The organism is Streptomyces sp. Je 1-4 4N24 (genome assembly GCF_026239515.1).
GTDB lineage: Bacteria > Actinomycetota > Actinomycetes > Streptomycetales > Streptomycetaceae > Streptomyces > Streptomyces nigrescens.
Genome location: NZ_CP110836.1, coordinates 8,141,301 through 8,158,144, shown reverse-complemented (window position 1 = coordinate 8,158,144; position 16,844 = coordinate 8,141,301). Strand labels below are relative to the sequence as shown.

Annotated in this window: 18 protein-coding genes and 4 pseudogenes; 15 read left to right on the top strand and 7 right to left on the bottom strand. The window is 67.3% G+C overall.

The window, feature by feature from the left end:
- The first annotated feature begins 287 nt into the window (after nucleotides 1-287).
- The 3 genes from SLV14N_RS35325 to SLV14N_RS35315 all read left to right on the top strand — a co-directional run bounded on the left by SLV14N_RS35325 (nucleotide 288) and on the right by SLV14N_RS35315 (nucleotide 2,599).
- Nucleotides 288-1,349: a peptidoglycan-binding protein gene (locus tag SLV14N_RS35325; RefSeq protein WP_263272556.1), complete on the top strand. Its 1,062-nt coding sequence runs from the start codon at nucleotides 288-290 to the stop codon at nucleotides 1,347-1,349.
- 290 nt (nucleotides 1,350-1,639) lie between these two features.
- Nucleotides 1,640-1,990 (top strand): hypothetical protein, encoded by a 351-nt coding sequence (locus SLV14N_RS35320; RefSeq protein WP_208686670.1) that lies wholly within the window; start codon nucleotides 1,640-1,642, stop codon nucleotides 1,988-1,990.
- A 273-nt stretch (nucleotides 1,991-2,263) separates the two neighbouring features.
- Nucleotides 2,264-2,599 (top strand): class I SAM-dependent methyltransferase, encoded by a 336-nt coding sequence (locus tag SLV14N_RS35315; protein ID WP_263272555.1) that lies wholly within the window; start codon nucleotides 2,264-2,266, stop codon nucleotides 2,597-2,599.
- A gap of 97 nt (nucleotides 2,600-2,696) precedes the next feature.
- Here SLV14N_RS35315 and SLV14N_RS35310 read toward each other — a convergent pair whose 3' ends face one another.
- A complete protein-coding gene (locus SLV14N_RS35310; RefSeq protein WP_263272554.1) occupies nucleotides 2,697-3,137 on the bottom strand; it encodes a VOC family protein in 441 nt (146 codons plus the stop codon).
- Nucleotides 3,138-3,469: 332 nt separating this feature from the next.
- Between SLV14N_RS35310 and SLV14N_RS35305 the strand changes: the two genes are divergently transcribed.
- Entirely contained in the window at nucleotides 3,470-3,679 is a 210-nt protein-coding gene (locus tag SLV14N_RS35305) for a DUF6243 family protein (protein WP_221174717.1), read from the top strand.
- Nucleotides 3,680-3,807: 128 nt separating this feature from the next.
- Here the strand turns inward: SLV14N_RS35305 and SLV14N_RS35300 are convergent.
- Nucleotides 3,808-4,066: pseudogene (locus tag SLV14N_RS35300) on the bottom strand (MFS transporter); the annotation flags it as partial.
- A 372-nt stretch (nucleotides 4,067-4,438) separates the two neighbouring features.
- Between SLV14N_RS35300 and SLV14N_RS35295 the strand changes: the two are divergent.
- The 7 genes and pseudogenes from SLV14N_RS35295 to SLV14N_RS35265 all read left to right on the top strand — a co-directional run.
- Nucleotides 4,439-4,540 (top strand): annotated as a pseudogene (locus SLV14N_RS35295) (Lrp/AsnC family transcriptional regulator); the annotation flags it as partial.
- 61 nt (nucleotides 4,541-4,601) lie between these two features.
- Nucleotides 4,602-5,249, top strand: a pseudogene (locus SLV14N_RS35290) (ABC transporter permease).
- Nucleotides 5,250-5,451: 202 nt separating this feature from the next.
- Nucleotides 5,452-6,396: a glycine betaine ABC transporter substrate-binding protein gene (locus SLV14N_RS35285; RefSeq protein ID WP_208688254.1), complete on the top strand. Its 945-nt coding sequence runs from the start codon at nucleotides 5,452-5,454 to the stop codon at nucleotides 6,394-6,396.
- Between the two features lie 346 nt (nucleotides 6,397-6,742).
- Nucleotides 6,743-7,336 (top strand): hypothetical protein, encoded by a 594-nt coding sequence (locus SLV14N_RS35280; RefSeq protein WP_263272553.1) that lies wholly within the window; start codon nucleotides 6,743-6,745, stop codon nucleotides 7,334-7,336.
- 170 nt (nucleotides 7,337-7,506) lie between these two features.
- Nucleotides 7,507-7,953, top strand: coding sequence for a hypothetical protein (locus SLV14N_RS35275; protein ID WP_263272552.1), 447 nt, complete (start codon nucleotides 7,507-7,509; stop codon nucleotides 7,951-7,953).
- A 171-nt stretch (nucleotides 7,954-8,124) separates the two neighbouring features.
- Entirely contained in the window at nucleotides 8,125-8,367 is a 243-nt protein-coding gene (locus tag SLV14N_RS35270; RefSeq protein WP_263272551.1) for a hypothetical protein, read from the top strand.
- 352 nt (nucleotides 8,368-8,719) lie between these two features.
- Entirely contained in the window at nucleotides 8,720-9,061 is a 342-nt protein-coding gene (locus SLV14N_RS35265) for a hypothetical protein (protein ID WP_263272550.1), read from the top strand.
- A gap of 201 nt (nucleotides 9,062-9,262) precedes the next feature.
- Here SLV14N_RS35265 and SLV14N_RS35260 read toward each other — a convergent pair whose 3' ends face one another.
- The 3 genes from SLV14N_RS35260 to SLV14N_RS38875 form a co-directional block, all read right to left on the bottom strand.
- Entirely contained in the window at nucleotides 9,263-9,403 is a 141-nt protein-coding gene (locus tag SLV14N_RS35260) for a hypothetical protein (RefSeq protein ID WP_263272549.1), read from the bottom strand.
- 332 nt (nucleotides 9,404-9,735) lie between these two features.
- A complete protein-coding gene (locus SLV14N_RS35255; RefSeq protein ID WP_263272548.1) occupies nucleotides 9,736-10,044 on the bottom strand; it encodes a hypothetical protein in 309 nt (102 codons plus the stop codon).
- 592 nt (nucleotides 10,045-10,636) lie between these two features.
- Entirely contained in the window at nucleotides 10,637-10,978 is a 342-nt protein-coding gene (locus tag SLV14N_RS38875; RefSeq protein WP_336298241.1) for an ABC-three component system middle component 2, read from the bottom strand.
- A gap of 120 nt (nucleotides 10,979-11,098) precedes the next feature.
- Here SLV14N_RS38875 and SLV14N_RS35250 point away from each other — a divergent pair, with 120 nt between their 5' ends.
- From SLV14N_RS35250 to SLV14N_RS35240, 3 genes are all read left to right on the top strand, one after another.
- Nucleotides 11,099-11,311 carry a hypothetical protein gene (locus SLV14N_RS35250; protein WP_208686657.1) on the top strand — a complete coding sequence of 71 codons (213 nt, stop codon included), beginning with the start codon at nucleotides 11,099-11,101 and terminating at the stop codon, nucleotides 11,309-11,311.
- Between the two features lie 1,192 nt (nucleotides 11,312-12,503).
- A complete protein-coding gene (locus SLV14N_RS35245) occupies nucleotides 12,504-13,640 on the top strand; it encodes a sensor histidine kinase (RefSeq protein WP_263272546.1) in 1,137 nt (378 codons plus the stop codon).
- The gene (locus SLV14N_RS35240; protein WP_263272545.1) at nucleotides 13,637-14,293 is read left to right on the top strand and encodes a response regulator transcription factor; all 657 of its coding nucleotides are present in this window, start codon (nucleotides 13,637-13,639) and stop codon (nucleotides 14,291-14,293) included. Before SLV14N_RS35245 ends, SLV14N_RS35240 begins: the two co-directional genes overlap by 4 nt.
- 37 nt (nucleotides 14,294-14,330) lie before the next feature.
- On the opposite strand, the gene SLV14N_RS35235 is transcribed toward SLV14N_RS35240, so the two are convergent.
- Both SLV14N_RS35235 and SLV14N_RS35230 read right to left on the bottom strand, forming a co-directional pair.
- The gene (locus SLV14N_RS35235) at nucleotides 14,331-15,071 is read right to left on the bottom strand and encodes an ABC transporter permease (protein WP_263272544.1); all 741 of its coding nucleotides are present in this window, start codon (nucleotides 15,069-15,071) and stop codon (nucleotides 14,331-14,333) included.
- A gap of 105 nt (nucleotides 15,072-15,176) precedes the next feature.
- Nucleotides 15,177-16,094, bottom strand: a complete 918-nt coding sequence (locus SLV14N_RS35230; RefSeq protein WP_208688253.1) for an ABC transporter ATP-binding protein — start codon at nucleotides 16,092-16,094, stop codon at nucleotides 15,177-15,179.
- A 451-nt stretch (nucleotides 16,095-16,545) separates the two neighbouring features.
- Between SLV14N_RS35230 and SLV14N_RS35225 the strand changes: the two are divergent.
- Nucleotides 16,546-16,746, top strand: a pseudogene (locus SLV14N_RS35225) (sigma factor); the annotation flags it as partial.
- Nucleotides 16,747-16,844 lie beyond the last annotated feature (98 nt).

Below are 16,844 nucleotides of genomic sequence, written 5' to 3'. Positions count from 1 at the left end.
CGCTCGTCTGGGTGAACGTAGGCCGTCCGCCGCGGTTGCCGGTCCGGCTCTCGCCAAGGGCGGAGACGGCTTAGCCGCCCGGCCACGGATCATCTGGAGGCGGGCCGGGGGCGTGGACGGCCCGCAAGCGGCCGTGCCGGACGCCGTGACAACGTCGCTACGATCAGCGCTGCTGAGGCCGATGCATCGATGCCTGCCATCATGCACAGACCTGACCTGCTGTTATGCCGCTACGCAGGCGGTGCGGAGGCGCCGCTGCTTCGTATGGCGACGGGGAGGACACGTACATGGCGCAGGAGCGGGCGGGCCACGATCCAGAACGGACCGCGGGGGTGCAGCTGGCGCGGCTGCTGCGCCGCTGGTGGGAGGAGGCCGACGGCCCGCCCGGCTGCACCCGGCCGACGCAGCAGGCGCTGGCCGCGAGGCTGGGGGTCGACCAAACGACCTTGTCGCGCTACCTGAATCCAAAGCACCTGTCGACCGCTCCTCCGAGGGTGGTGGAGGCTTTGCACGCTCAGTTGCGTGCCCCGGCGGCGGAGCTCGAACAGGCACGGGCGCTGTATCGGGCAGCGCTGCGGGAGAATGGCCGTCAACAGGCCGCCGACGGCGGAGGGGAGCACCTCGCGCCAACGGGTGCCGCGGACGGATCCGACGAAACCCCCGCACCCGATGCCACCCCCGGCACTGCCGCGCACGGCACGGATGGCCGCGGCACATCCGGTCGGCTCCGCTCCCGGTGGCTCCGACCGGTCCTGGTCGCGGCGGCCATGGTTCTGGCATTCACGGCCGGAGTGGTCGTCCACGAACGGTTCTCCGCCAAGGACCGCACGGCCGACGGTGCGGCTGGTGCCGCTTCCGCGAGCGAGACGCCGTACGAGTGGCCGTTGCTGCGAAGGGGCGAAGAGGACCAGTTCACCCGTGCCCGCGCCCTGCAGTACCTGCTGAACGCGCAGGGCTACAAGGTGCGGGCCGACGGCTTCTTCAGGGAGGACACCCAGGACGCCGTCATGGACTTCCAGCGCAGGAGCGACCTGCCGGCCGACGGCAAGGTGGGCAGGCTCACTTGGCCGGAGCTGGTGAAAGGGGTCGGGCCCGGATCCGGGACCTTCGAAGTGCGGGCCGTGCAAGAACTTCTGAACAACGTGGGCCAGGGCGGCACGGCGGTGTCGGGGAGGTTCACCGCGGAGACCGCTGAGGACGTGAGGTTCTTCCAGCGCACTCATGGCCTGTCCGTAACCGGCCGGGTGGACGTGGACACCTGGCTGGCCCTGCTGGTGAAACAGCTGCCTCCTGTCAAGACACCGGACTACCAGGGGGCCACCCGCTCACTGCCCTCCGCTTCCGAGTGAGATGGGCGGCACGCGTGCCGCCCGAGCACGGCGCACCCGCCTCTGGGCATGTCGTCTGGATCGTGCAGTCCTCATGCATCGGGCCATAACACCAGGTCAGAGCCCTGCCATACAGGGTGCATCAATGCGCCTCGGCAAGCAGCCGGGACCGTCTTCTCCCACCCGGTCGTCCCGGCAATGCTGATTCCGCGGCCGGCACTCCCGGACCGGCCCGCCCCGTCGGCGGGCGACAGGTCCAGGGCCTCGTACCGGTCCGCTTCCTGTCAGCACGTCGCCCGAAGGGGGCACTCATGTCCGTTGTCCGCAAAACCATTACGTCCGTTGTGTCGGCCGTCGTCCTCGCCGGTGGGCTGGCCGTCGGCGCCGCCAGCCCGGCGAGCGCGGCCACCTGCCCGTCCTCCGCGTCTCCGGTGACCGACGGGGCGTCGGCCAGCTGGAGCCTGCGCTGCTCGGGCGGCAACGTGACGGTGTCCGGCTGGCTCCAGGACACCCGCATGGACGGCAAGTGCGCCGTAGTCCGCATCAACGCCGCCAACGGTGCCTACCGCACGAAGTCCGCGTGCAACTCCGGGGTCCGGGAGCAGTTCTCCTACACCTTCACCGGGACGAAGTCGGCACAGGTACGCCTGGCCATCGCCTGACCGCGTACCGGGGGCGGGCCGCGCCGCCCGCCCCTGCTCGTGATCGGTACGTTGCGCGGGGTTCCGTCCTTGTGGCTTTGTTCACGAGTTCCGGCAGCGGTTGTTCAGCACTTCGGGAGGCACCCGGTTTGGGCCGAAGTCGATGTACACGAGCATCCACAGCACTGGCTGTCTTCGGTGCGGCGGACGGTCGGGGTGACGCCATGGCGTCCTCCTAGGGTGGCCTGACGGGGGCCGGTTGTTCGATGCCGGCCCGGCGAGGAAGGCGTCAGCGTGTCGGAGTCGGAGCGGGAGCTGACCGAGGGTCAGCGTGCACACTGGCAGCAAACCTACGGCGAGCATCCCGGCATGTACGGCGAGAAGCAGCTGCGTGAGGCCGCCGCGGCCCAGGGCGTGTCCGGGCGGGTCACAACGGCGGTTCATGACGTTCGCGAGCCTCTGCCGCTCGCGGACGCTTCGGTGGATGCTGTGTTCGCGCACATGCTGCTCTGCATGGCGCTGTCCACCCAGGAGATCCACGCCCTGCCCGCCAGAGCCCCTGAGTGCCGTCCGTCCCGGTGTCAAAACGCTGCCCGATCTCGTGGGCAAAGCCAGTCCTTGGCGACGTAGGCCAGGCGGGTCACTTCACGGGCCAGCAGCTCCTGGCTGATCGGGCGGTTCAGAACCTCGATGATCTCGTTCGGCTGCAGGGTTCGGTTCCTCCTTCTCAGCGCAGTTGCTCGGCCAGTCCGACGATGATGCCCTCCGGGCCGCGGAGGTAGCAGAGCAGATAGCTGTCCTCGAACCGGGCTATCTCGCCGACGAGTTCGGTGCCGCGAGGGCGCAGGCGGGCAACGGTGTCCTCGATGTCGTCGACGGCGAACATGACGCGGTGCGTACCCAGAATGTTGTGCGGCCGGTTGCGCGGCCCGGCGCTGATCGCCGCGGGGCTGCGGTACTTCGCCAGCTCGAGCCGGCTGTGACCGTCCGGGGTCCGGACCATCGCGATGTCACAGCGGACGCCGTCGAGTCCGGTGCACTGGTCGGCGACGAGGCCCTCGACCTCCGCCCTGCCCTCCAGCTCCATACCGAGTTCCACGAAGAACGCGATGGCGGCATCCATGTCCTCGACGACGATGCCGACGTTGTCCATCCGCTGAATCGCCATGCTGGTTTCTCCTTCTTCCTCGTGCGGCCGGTGGCGGCCGCTGATGTCCCTGGGACGGAGCCGGTGACACGTTCTCGACATCCTCAGACCGCCGAAATCCGAAAAACCGGCGCGGCCGTACCCGAGAACGATCTCTCGGGGAGTTCCGCCGGGGGCGGCGAAAAACTTGGTGTGCGGGGGCGACGGAACCGGGTAATGTCTTTGTCATGTTCTTCCAGACGCCGATTTACGAGTGAGAGCGTGATGGGCCCCTGCTGACGTCCTTCGACGTCGCCGCGCCCGTCCCCCACCGATGAATCCGTAGATCACTTCACATCATTCCGGGAGAACCCGTGAGCAAGAACATCAACAACCCCGTGGGCATGGGCGGCGGCCAGCGCAAGAAGCTGTCCCGCGCCGAACGGCAGAACAACGGTCCGCACCGCAACCTCGACCGCCAGGGTGCCGCCGACCAGAAGGCGGAGCTGGTGCGCAAGATGCGCGAGAAGGCAGGCGCAGCTGAGGGCGCCGGGCAGACGGGTGACGACACCGCACAGAGCTGACGCACCGCCGCCGCAGGGCGGCACCGCACGGGGCAGGGCCCGGACCGCGACGCGCGGTCCGGGCCCTGCTGCCGTACCGGGGCTCTGCTGCCGTACCGGGCGCGGCCGGTCCCTCTCAGCTCTCGGCCGACCACCCGGGGCAGCCGCAGATTCAGCAGCCCGTCACCGCCACCCCGAGCTGCACCGGCAGCGTCACCACCAGCGCGTCCCCCGTGCCCAGCCCGGGCGACACCGACAGGAAGAGCGTGCCGAGCGTCGCCACCCCCACGGCCAGCGAGGACTGCTGCGCGTGTCACCATCACCCCGCTGCCCACCCCCGCCCGGTCCGCCGGAGGGCACGATCCGCAGCAGCACCGGGAGCTGGGAGCCCTGGCCCAGCCCGGCCAGCAGCAGACTGGGGAAGCACCCCCTTGCATCCGGACGGCCGCAGTCGCCCGCTGTCTCTGATCGTCGTTGGCGGGGAGCGGGCGAATGGACGTCACCTCGTGCCAGGTAAGCGACCACCTGGCCGCGTTGATGACATCTCAGGCAAGCCCGCTGCCATGAACGGTCCGCTGCTGGTCAGCATTAGGTGGGCGCAGTCCGGGTCCGGGTGGGCCCGCACCGCCGCGAACGCGGCCAGACCGAACTGCCTGCTGGGAAGGAGGGAGCACCACACCTCCCACCGCAGGTCGAGCCCGCGTGGAGCACGCCTTCGCGCGGAGGACCGGTCCGGCCGGCAGGGTAGCGGAGCACCCCAGATCGTCACTGCGGTCTGCCGACCGGGTGGTGGGATTCGATGGCATTGTGCGGGCCTCGACGGCGATCACGTTGGAGAATCCGGTGCCGCTCCGGATCACTCCGCTGGTGCGCCAGGCGTCGCGGCAGGCGACGGATGGACCGCTGACCGCTGGAGGACCGGCCTTGAGGGAGGGACCGAGAAGTGACCTTCTGGGAGTACCTGGGCACCCGCTGCCAGCAGCTGCTGGTGGGCGCCTATCAGCACGCCGGCGCCGTCTTCCCGTGCATGGTCGTCGCCACGGTGCTCGGGGTCTTGATCGGCGTCCTCACCTACCGCACCGAGTGGGCGGGAAACCTCGCGATCACCATGACCGCAAGCATCCTCACCGTCCCCTCCCTGGCTCTCCTCGACCTGCTCGTCCCAGTCGTCGGCGCCTCGGCCTCGCGCCGGCCGTCATCGCGCTGACGCTGTACGGACTGCTGCCGGTGGTCCGTAACGCGGTCGTCGGGTTGCGCGGAGTCGCCCCGGCCCTCGTCGTGACCGCCAAGCGCAGAGGGATGGCACGTTCGCCCAGCTGCTCAGGGTCGAACTGCCTCTCGCCCGGCCGCCAATCCTCACCGGGTCCGGGTGTCGACCCAGATGCTGATGGGCATCGCGACGATCGCGGCCTTTGCCTCAGGGCCCGGGCCTGGCCACCAGATCTTCCGCGGGATCTCCAGCCTGGGCAGTGCGAACACGCTCAACGAAGTACTGTCGGGGACGCTCGGAATCGTCGTCCCAGCCCTGCCGTTCGACGCCGGGTACGTGCTGATCGGACGGCTCACCATCTCACGGGGGATCCGTGGCTGACTCTGCCGAAATCATCGATCCGACCTCCCCGACGTCCGGCGCCGCGGGCCCCGGCGGATCCGTCCGATCCGCCCCTGGCCGTCCCGCTGATCCTGGCGGGCGTAGGGACCGCGCTCGTGCTGAACGTCGGCACCGCGACGCCGGCCACCTTCGGCGTAGGAGGAGGACTCGGGTACGGACGTCCGTTGCGGGCGCGGGCGCTCTGCTGCTCGCCGCCGCAGGGCTGAGCGGCTGTGGACTGACCAGCGGCAGCCCGCTGGCCGACTCGGTGCAGCCCGGCTCCATCGGGAAGGGACGACCGCTGGAGGGCGCCCAACTGACCGTGACCTCAAAGGAGTTCACCGAGCAGATCATCCTGGGCCAGATCATGGGGCTGGTCTTCAAAGCGGCCGGCGCGGAAGTCCTGGACCGGACGAACATCCAGGGCTCGATCGGTGCCCGCGAGGCGGTCAAGTCCGGTGCGGCGGACGGGATGTACGAGTACACCGGCACGGCCTGGATCACCTACCTCGGTCACGCCAAGCCGGTCGTCGACCCGTACGAGCAGTGGGAGGCCGTACGCGAGGAGGACCGCCGCAACGGCATCACCTGGCTGCCCGCCGCCCCGCTCAACAACACCTACGCGCTGGTCGCGAACCAGACGAATGCGCAGAAGTACCGGCTGCGCACACTCTCCGACGTGGCACGTCTGACGAAGAAAGACCCGGGCGCGGCGACGATCTGCGGCGGAAGCGAGTTCTCGGTGCGCGAGGACGGCCTGGTGGGCGTGGCGAAGACGTACGGATTCGCCCTCCGGCGCGGGAACTTCAAAAAGATGGACGACGGCGTCGTCTACACCCAGGTCGCCGAGGGCGCGGCCTGCGCCCTCGGCGTGGCGGCCACCACCGACGGCCGCATTCCCGAACTCAAGCTGAAGGTGCTGGAGGACGACCGGCACTTCTTCCCCAACTACAACGCGGCACCCGAGATGAACAGCGCCACAATGAGGAAGTACCCCGCCATCGCCGACCTCCTCACCCCGATCACCAAGCGGCTTACGGGGGCGGAGGCCCAGCGGCTGAACGCGCGGGTGGACGTGGACGGGGAGGACCCGCACGAGGTGGCGAAGGACTGGCTGGTGCGGGAGGGCTTCATCCGGGAAGGCTGACAGACAGATGCGCACGAGCGTCCGACGAGCAGGAGGAGAGCGCCCTGCCGCTCGCGTAGACGCGGCCGGCCGGAGGGCCGGGACACCATGATCCGAACGACACGCCCTCATACTGCCACGGTGCTTTCCTGATGGTTTGGCAGGTTCGGGTGGTGTGTGGCCGCGTCGTTGGTAGTGGCTGATGCGGACTTGGTGCTGTCATTGACGGCGTCAGTTGGACCAGTGCAGGACGCGATGGACCTCAACTCTCCCTGCCCGCCCCACAATTACTGACGGCGCGCCGACAACTCACCTGCCATGCGGGATCTTTACAACCGCGCACACATGGTTCGCCTAGCCTCGGGGCATGGAGTGGACCGACCCGCGCGACATGGACGAAGACGAGTACGCCGAGTACCTGCGCGAAGAGAAGACCCGAGACCACGTCAGCGCCCACAACGCGGTGCTGGAGAAGTGGCTGGAACAGCAGCGCACCGGATTCCCCGCCTGGGCGAAGGAACGCGCCGGCCGCGGGCCGTGGGACTTCACCGTGGATTCGCTCCCCCGGCTCGAAGCGCTCATCCGGGACGCGTTCGACAGCCCCGCTCAGGCCCGCAAGGTGACGGACACGCCCCTGGTCGCGGTTGCGGCCTGGTACCTCGGGGAGGTCCATAACCGCGCCTTCGGCACCCAGTGGCAGCTCCACCCCTCCTTCGCCGACGACAATCCCCTCGACCACCGGCCGCACATCACCCTGCCCTGGGAACGCCGGGAGGAATTCCACTACACCGACCCCGAGCACATCGAGGACGACGCGCGCCCGATCTACTCCCCCACCGAAATCTTGTGCAACCTCCCCGCCCGGCCTGCGGATCAGGGCCTCCTGCACCGCATCAGTAGCCGGTGGGAGGTACCCACCTCCTGCGACGATTCGTCCTGCCGCTACCACCCCAACAGTTAGCCGCTGCGCAAGGCACTAGTGCAGGAAGACGATCACTTCATTTCGGATCGGCGCATTATCGAGGAGAGAGTGAAAAGATCCCATGAAAGAGCGATGAAAACCCTCCTCTGCCGGCGCGCGAAAGAAAGGCTGCATTCGCGTACACGCTCACTGGAGGGAAGCACACGCTTATGAAGAAATCCTTATTCATCGCCGCCCCGCTCGCTCTCGCCGCGAGCCTTGCCCTCGCGCCGGCCGCCAGTGCCGCACCTGCCAAAACGCCTGCCCTTTCCTGCCATCAGGTCGTCGACCTCAAGAAGCTGCCGGCCGGTACCAACCTCGACTTGGTCTACCAGGCCGCGAAAGCCCTCGGCCTGACCGAAGTCCCCACTGTCATCGGTGGGGCCTGTAACCAATCCATCCGGACCGACGCTGACTCCGGCAAGACCGAGTATGGCGACCGCGGCCAGGTCATCCTGCGCACCGAGGAGTTCGCCAGGGATCAGCAGTACTGCACCGACTCCCGCAGTGTGGACGGCGGCAAAAGCTTCATCCCTGGACTCGGCGGTCCCGAGGTCCCCGGACGGATGGTGTTCGGCTCCGGCTGCACCAGCGAACCGAATCCGCTCATTTTCTGAACAGGAACACGTGAAGCGGTCCTCGTGCCTTGGAGGAACGACTGAGCCGCCGTGCGGCCGATGATGGCCGACATCAGAACACGAGAGAGCCCTCGCCCAAGGCGGGGGCTCTCTTTTTTTGTTCAATCCGCGTAAATTGGTGGCAATGGAATCGCGAGAGCTGGTTCTTGAGTGAGTGACAGCGTGAAATCAATCGCTTCAATTGTGTGCAACTCTGGCATTTCAGGTTTTCTCCAAGACGACACCTCGGAGCAGGCGGTTCCCGTGGCTCCCAAGGCAGCTGACGGCACCGTATGGATCACTGCGTACAACGCGGACGGCGAGCTTCCCAGTGTCGTAGAGGAGGCCCTGGGCGTATCTGGAAGTGAGCTGATGGATCTCTCCGACGCTGAAGAGCAGGCACGGAGGTTCTGAGAAGGGAAGGCCGGGTCGGTTGTCGGCAGGGGCGGCCGGCGGCCGGCCCGTGCCTTCGGCTGCTGCGCGTTTCGGGTGGGCGCTGTGGCCGGCCTGCTCGTCGATCCGACGAAGCCCCCCGTGTGGACGCTGTTGGTAAACCGGGGCTTGTATGACGACGGCCTGTACGACCCTGTTGGGGTGGTACAGGCCGTCGTCGCGTTCGGGGTGGATTCGTGTCGTTGCGTGGGGTTGGGCTGGCAGGGATCCCTGAGGAGACCGCACGCGCCACCCGGGTTGATCATTTGTTTAGGGGTGCGGTGCAGGGTCGTCCCGGCGCTACACGATCATCGCTAAGTGAGAAGGGGACGCTGTGGCTGATCTGATGAGGAAGCTGCACCTGACGAAGATCAAATGCTTCGAAACCGAGACAGTGATGGGGGATGACAAGCTTCGCCTCCAGTTCAAGTCGACCTACTCAGACGACAACGACTGGGAAATCGGCACGGGCATCGGGTCGATGGGCACTGGGGACGAGAAAGAGCTGAACCTCACGCTGTATTTCTACAAGCAGGTCAAGCTCAGGCTCGTCGACGTGGACACCTTCGATGAGTGGGATGTCCTGGGGGAGGTGACCATCCGAGGGGGCGAGGGAACACAGTCCTTCACCTGGGATGGCGCGCACTACAAGCTGTGGTATCACGTCACCCACTGACCCACTGACCCTCTGCACCACGAAGGCCCCCGCCATGTCCTGACCGGACGCTGTTGGTTACTCCGGGGCCTGCGTGACGACGGCCTGTGCGACCCCGTTGGGGTTGTGCAGGCAGTCGTTGTGTTGGGGGTGGGTTCGGTGTCGTTGTGTGGGGACGATCAGCGACTGGTCAGTCGGAGGTAGCTGTGCACGTGGTGGTGTTCAGTCTCGGCGGTGGTCGAAGAGCACGTGGAGGACCTGTAAGGAACGCTGCCTGATATCTGCGCTGGGGTGGGCGACGGCGAGGGTGATGACCACGGAGAGGGTGGAGCCGAGGACGGCGAAGGCGGGTGTGATGTCCATGCGGGGAAGGCATGCACGGGAGACGTAGCGCCGGAAGTGGTTCAGGTGTCGCGATTGCTGCGCGACACCGCGCGACACGTGCGCAACAGTCGGCTGGAGGGCTGGGGCCGTACGAGCTTGCTATCCCGTTCGGCTCGCTTGCGTGGGCGGGCGGGTTACTGATGGGTGGTACGGCCCCGCGTGAGCGGGGTGCCACAGCGGGCACCCCGCCTTCGCCGATCAGGGGTGGCCGAACGGCATGCAACCCCTGCGCCAGTACTGCTGTCAGCGGCTGTCTTCATAGGCCGGTGCCCTTGATGACACAGCCTCTCGCCTCACGGTACTGCGAGCTGTCAGAACCAGATCCACAGCTTGAACTGGGTGCCCGACTGTGTGCACTCGGCGTGGTAGTAGCGGGAGGGATTGGAGTGCAGGACGGCTGCGCCGGCCCCGGTGCAGGTCCAGATGTCCGGGTAAGTGGCCCAATAGTGCGCGCCCCCCGCCGCGACGCCGGCCTCTTCCTCCCCCTGAGTCACACGGTTGGACCCGACCGTGGAGGCGGCGGTCGCGTCGGACGAGACGGCAAGCGCGGGCCCGACTGAGCCGCCCAGCAGCAGTGCGGTGCCGACGGCCGTGGTCGCGATAGCACGATGAATGCGCATGAATCTCTCCTTCAGTAGGAACGCTGAGTTCGTGTCTTGCCTTGTCGCTCTTGCATACGAGCGCGAAAGGGCATCCGCCTTGCTCCAGCGGCTTTTCACGACGCTCGCCGTCCGGCCCATGCGTGATGCGGCCCACCGGCTCCGCTGGTCTGCCGGGCGACGCCGTACCAGGCCCAAGGGCCTGATCCTTGTGGCATCAAACTTGCCGACATCGGCTGAGCTGGAGCAACAGTTTGTGACTGTCCCGGACAGTCGTTGCTTGTCCGGCCTGGTCAGCGTTTTGTCCCGGACACTGTCCGGGCTCGCTGGGCGCGAGTTGGATGGGATGCAGGAGCGGCCGCGTGATCACCTAGCCTGAGTGCAGGCGCGGGGCCGACTTTCCTGGAGTGGACGTGGCCTGCGCCAATTTGTGATCGACGCCTGGTCGTGGCTGAACTACAGGCCGGTGATGGCCGAAGCCGGCCGCCCAGGCAACCGGTCCTTCCCTGAGCTTGCGGCGTCGTGGTTGCCGCCGCACGAGCTGCGTCGGCTGGCTGCGTACAAGGTGTTGGCCGCGTACAACAACAACCAGGCCGGTCAGCTTGCCGCAGCGTCAGGAGATGAAAGTGCCTTGGAACGGCGTGAGTTGGGTGACGCCGCGAACCTGGTAGACACCGCTCTCGGATACCTGCTCGGCTCGGAGCAGGTATCCGATAGATGCGGATGGTGTTGCTGTGCGGTGCGCGCAGCAGGGTAAGCGCCGTGCCATCCGGCAGCCGCAGTCCCAGCAGGATTTGGAGCCGTGGACAACCCACTCGGCCCGCTCGCGCAGCGACTCGGCGTAGGGCGCCTCCAGTACGTCGACGAAGACCGGACCCCGGTCGGTGGCCGCGTACATCAGGCCCTCGCTCGCGTATCCACGACGGCTCCTTGTAGGTGGCTCGCCGGCCAGCACCCCACACACTTTCCCAAGATTTTTTACAAGCGGGCGGGACCGAAAAGGAGTCGTGGGGCGATGGCCCGCCTCTGACCTATGAGCGGTGTCTCCAACTCGACAATCCGGAGGACCCCCGCCATGAGCGAGCCGACACCACCGCCTCCTGTAACGCACAACTCCGAACCCTTCCTGACGCTCCACTCAGCCATCGTCCTCTTGGCGGCCGGCTTCATGGGGCTGATCGTCGGAAGCCTCACGTTCCTCAACGGAGCGGTCCTAGCCGGCGCCGTCCTCGCCGGGCTGACTGCCTTCGGCGCATCCGTGCCAACCCTCAACAGACTGATCCAATGACACACAGGCGGCGAGCAACGGCTCCGGTTGGCGTTCAGATACGACATTGCCAACGGCTCGCTGGACCCAGCGGGCCAAGGCAGTCCCCGCCGCTTCGATCAAGTCTTCGGAACACTTCAAGCGCACGCGTGCCTGACGGCTCATCAGGAAAGTCAGCATCAGGTCAGCATCCGCCCTGTCAGATCGGGTTTCACCCGGCCAGATACGCGCTTGCCCACAGCGGCACAGCTAGCCGGCCTGACCTGCACATTTGCTGCTTTACCAGGGAAGATCATAGAGTCATTCACCCAGGGGCACACAGGTGTAATCCATGTCCCCGAAATTCCCTAATTAGGAATTGGCGAGATTCATAACATTATTCTCGCCTCTCGTGAAGGGTATCAACTCGAAGAGCACCGGGCCCTGTTGGCGAATCGGCGACCTCTCCGGAATTCCCATTCGACGCAAAGCGGGAAATAGCTCGCGCTGAGAGTCAGCAAAATGTCAGCATCATCCGCAGGGATCTTGATGGCGCCGGCAGGGGCGACTGCAGTGGCTGAGTGAGGCGCGCTCTGAGCTTGGGAATCAGTGGCGCTTGTGGTCACCATTGAGGGCTGACCTGCATAAACGTGGGCCGTGGGGCAGGACGCGTGGTGCCGGAGGGCGCCCGTATTGACCGTGGTTCACCGCCCGATGGGGTCCGCGGAGGGCACGGCCTCGTCGGAAGTCGGCTGATGTGCGGCACGGCCTCCTTCGCGAGCGTGCAGATGGGCACGAGCGTGTGCGCAGCAGCCGCGACGTTGCTGCTGCAGTGCCCGTCGTCGGCGCGCTTGGCCACATGCTGTCCAAGTCCTCGCCCGGGGTTCAGGGGGCGGGGCGTGGTGGAGCGTTCTGTCCTGTGGCGGAAAGGCCGGGCCCGGTTCCAGTTGGACGGCTGCCGTGGCCTGACCTCGGGGGCCGACGCCGCCCTCCCATAGGGCCACGGGCGCGCGCGGAGCGTCCTCGTTAGGCTGGAGACGACGGGCCGGGTGGGGCGGCGGGCGTCCCCATCGTTCAACCAGGCCCGTCCTCGCTGCTGGAGGATCCACACACCATGCGTCCGGACCATCACGCCTCACCGACGGATTCGAGCCGCCCGAACTCCTCACCGGCCGAGTTGCGGCCGTCGGCGGACCTTCCGGGGCGCCGGTTCTGGTGGGAGAGCCGTCGGAGCATGCTGTTCGACATCATGGTCGCGCTGGGCTGCGCGATGGCGTTCGTCGTGCTTGCGCAATTTCCGGGAGGCTATCCGTTCGGGCTGCCCGCACCGGCCTTCTTCGCGCTGGCGGTCGTGGCGGGCCTGGCGCTGATCTGGCGCCGCCGCCGGCCGACGTTGGTGTGCCTGGGAATCATCGCGGCGACGCCTTTCCAGGTCACGCTCTTCGCGCTGCCCATCAGCCTGTACTCCCTGGCCAAGTACGGCCGCAGCGGTCGGAACCTGGTCATTCTGTCCGCGGGTGCGGGGCTTGCCGCCGCCGTCGCGCTCCTGGAGTCCGGCCTGGCCAGCCTGCTGAACCGTCTGCCGTTCATGGTCCTGCTGGTGGCGGGGCCGGTGCTGTTGGGCATGTACGCGGGAGCACGGCGGATGGTGGTGGAGGGCCTGCGGGAGAAGGCCGAACGACTGGAACGCGAGCAGCGCCTCCTCGCATCGCAGACCCGGATGGAGGAACGGACCAGGATCGCCCGGGAGATGCACGACGTGGTGGCCCACCGGGTCAGCCTGATGGCCATCCACGCCGGCACCCTGGAGGTCGATCCCGCGAACAGCGAAAAGACCGTCCAGACCGCGGAATTGATCGGCGGGATCGGCCGGCAGGCCCTGGAGGAGCTGCGCCAGGTACTCGGCGTACTGCGGACGGACGACGAGGGCGACGAGTCCGCCCCGCGCGCCCCGCAGCCCACCTTGGACGACGTACCCCTGCTGGTCGAGCAGTCACGCGCCACCGGCATGCGGATCGAGCTGACGCAGTCAGGAACTGTCCGGCCGCTGGACACGTCGTGCGAGCGCACCGCCTACCGGCTGGTGCAGGAGGCGCTGACCAACGTGCACAAGCACACGCCAGGCGCCTCCACGCAGGTCGATCTGCGCTACACGCCCGACGCGCTGCACGTCACCGTGGATAATGAGGCCGGCCTGGACACCTTGCCGACTGGTCTGCCCAGCGGTGGCCATGGTCTGATCGGGCTCCGCGAACGCGTCACCGTCCTGGGAGGCACCTTCGAGGCCGGCGCACGGTCAGACGGCGGATTCCGGGTCGCTGCCGTCCTCCCCACGAAACCTGCCGCCACCACCAGAGAGACCGCCCCATGAGCATTCGCGTCCTGCTCGCCGACGACGAGGATCTCGTTCGATCCGGCCTGACCCTGATACTGCAGGCCGATCCCGACATCTCGGTGGTCGCCGAAGCGAGCGACGGCGCGCAAGCCGTGCACCTGGCTCGAGCCCACCAGCCGGACGTGGTGCTCATGGACATCCGGATGCCGGTCATGGACGGCCTGGCCGCGACCAAGGAGATCGCCAAGCTTCCCCGCTGCCCCAAGGTGGTGGTGCTCACCACCTTCGACCTGGACGAGTATGTGCACGCGGCCCTGCAGGCCGGCGCGATGGGCTTCCTGCTGAAGAACACCCCGCCCCGCGATCTGATCCGCGCGGTCAAGACCGTCGACGGCGGCGACGCCATGCTCTCCCCGTCGGTGACCCGGCGCCTGCTCTCCGCCTTCGCCACCCGCGACACCGACAGGAACGCGGACGCCCGTGACCGTGTCGCTGACCTGACCATGCGCGAACGCGAGGTGCTGAAGCTCGTGGGCGAGGGCAAGTCCAACGCCGAGATCGGGGTGTGCCTGCACATGGGCGAGGCCACGGTGAAGACCCACGTCAGCCGGGTCCTTGCCAAGCTGCAGTGCGCCAACCGTGTCCAGGCAGCGATCGTCGCCCACGATGCCGGCCTCCTCGCCGCGTAGCACGCCCGCAGCTCCCGGTGTGCGTACGCGGCCCGGCTCAGGCGTCGCGTCGCACCAGCCGGTACAGCGCCACGGCCATGGCGGCCACCGTCCATGCGCACAGCACCGCGAATCCCACCCATGGCGCAAGTCCGCCGAGCATCGGTTCGACCTGCGTGATCGCGAGCCCGGCGTTGGGGGGCAGCGTGCCGACGGGCAGGAACCTCCCCATGTGAGAGCCGACCGCGAACGGTACGACGAAGATCAGCACGAACATCACGATGATGCCGCCGGCTGTACCGCGCACGATCGTGGTCACCGCGAGCGAGAGCACCGCCAGCACGCCCAGGTAGAGCCCGACACCGAGTACCGCCCGGATCACCTGCGGATCCGCCAACGTCCCCAGGTCGGCCGGTGCGGACGCGTACACGATGGCGAACGAGATCACGCTCAGCACAATGCCGGTGACCAGGGCGAGCGCGCCCACGACGATCGCCTTCGCCAGGAGCCAACGCGCACGCCGTGGCACGGCCACCAACGACGTACGGATCATCCCGGTGCCGTATTCACCGCCGATGTTAGTGGCGGCGAGGACCACCACGGCCAGCTGGCCGATACTGAGGCCCAGTTGGCTCATGTTCACCAGAACTGGGAGGGACCGTGGAACCTGCGTCTGTTCCTTGAGAGCGATCAGTGCGGCGACGCCGACAGCGAGTGCGGTCAGGGTGAGCAGGCACCACGCGGTGGCGCCCACGGTGCGGATCTTGACCCATTCCGACCGGATCAGGTTGGCGAACACCGGCTCGCCCGGACGGCCACGGGGTGTGACGGCAGGAATGGTGAGGGACATGAAGATACCTATCTGAGAGATGTCGTGCGGCGTGCCTGTGTTGTGGTGGCGGCATCAGATCTGGTCGGGCGTACTGGTGCGGTACTCCACGCTGTGCCCGGTCAGCTCCATGAACGCGGCCTCCAACGAGACGTGCTGTTCGGATAGTTCACGTAGCTCGGCACCGCACTCGAAGGCCATCGCGGAGATCCGCGCGGCGTCGAGACCGGTGACAAGGAGAGTGTCCGTGCCGTCGACGGTGACCTCGCCGCCGGCCTGCCGGATCCGTACGCCGAGTTGATCAGCCTGTGGGGTGCGTACCTTGACCGCACGGTGTGGACCGCTCCCGATGATCTCTCGGACGCTGGCGTCGGCGATGAGGCGGCCCTGGCCGATCACCACCAGGTGGTCCGCGGTCAACTCCATCTCGCTCATGAGATGGCTGGACACGAACACGGTGCGGCCCTCGAAGGCGAGCCCCTTCATCAGATCGCGGATCCAGCGGACGCCCTCAGGATCGAGACCGTTGACCGGCTCGTCGAACAGCAGGACCTGCGGATCACCGAGAAGAGCGGCGGCGATGCCCAGCCGCTGGCTCATGCCCAGTGAGAACCCACCGATCCGCTTCCCAGCCACTGTGCCGAGGCCAGTGATCTCCAGCACCTCGCTCACCCTTCGGCGCCCGATCCCGTTGCTGTACGCCAGCGCCAGCAGATGGCCGTAGGCGCTGCGGCCGGGATGAGCCGCCTTGGCCTCAAGCATTGCGCCCACCTCGTGCATGGGATGACGCAGCTGGTGGAACGGCTTGCCGTTGACCAGCGCACTACCCGAGTCGGGGTGATCCAGACCGAGGAACATCCGCATCGTCGAGGACTTGCCCGCCCCGTTCGGCCCCAGGAAGCCAGTTACCTGTCCGCCATGCACCGTGAACGACAAATCGCCCACCGCCCGCTTCCCGCCATACGCCTTCGTCAGCCCCCTGGCCTCCAGCATCGCGCCGCCCAAAACGCACGCTCCCTTCCTCGGTATCCAGCGGATTTCCCGCTGCTCAAGCACCGTACGAACCCGCACTCGCCACCGAGACACCCGAAAGGTGAAAACGTCCCCCACGCTTCGTCCCGACTTTCCCCCGGCTGCCTCCTACCAATGGCGGATGAGCCGGTACATCGATCGACCGACCCGGCAGGACCTCTCGTGCGGCAGCCGCCGCCTGGATCCGGCTGTTACGTGCTTGTGATCGTGCGCCTGTAACCAGGGGGCAAGCGCGTGCGTAGAGAGCGATGTACGTCGGCCGCAACAGGAGTACCAAGTGGAGCGGGATGGCCCCCAATAACAGTTTGTCTGCCCGTGGCGCGCCTCGGGCGGGCGTGTGTGAGGTGTCCGCGGCCGGTTTCAGGGGTGAGGTCCATGCGGCGTCGCCGGAGTGGATCCGCCGGGGCACGACATGAATGAGCGGGAGTTCGATGCGTTCTACAGCGGAAGCGTTGGCCGGCTTACCGGCCAGTTGTACGCGATGACCGGCGACCTCGCCGAATCCCAGGACGTGGTGCAGGAGGCGTTCGTCCGAGCCTGGGAGCGGCGGACCGAACTGGATGCCGACGGCGCCCCTGAGGCATGGATCCGCACGGTGGCCTGGCGGTCAGCTGGGCGAGTCCGGCGCACGGGGGATTCCCCGCGAGCGCGCGGACCACGACACGTCCTCTGGGGCCGACACGGCACGAATCGGCGCGCGTCGAAGCCACG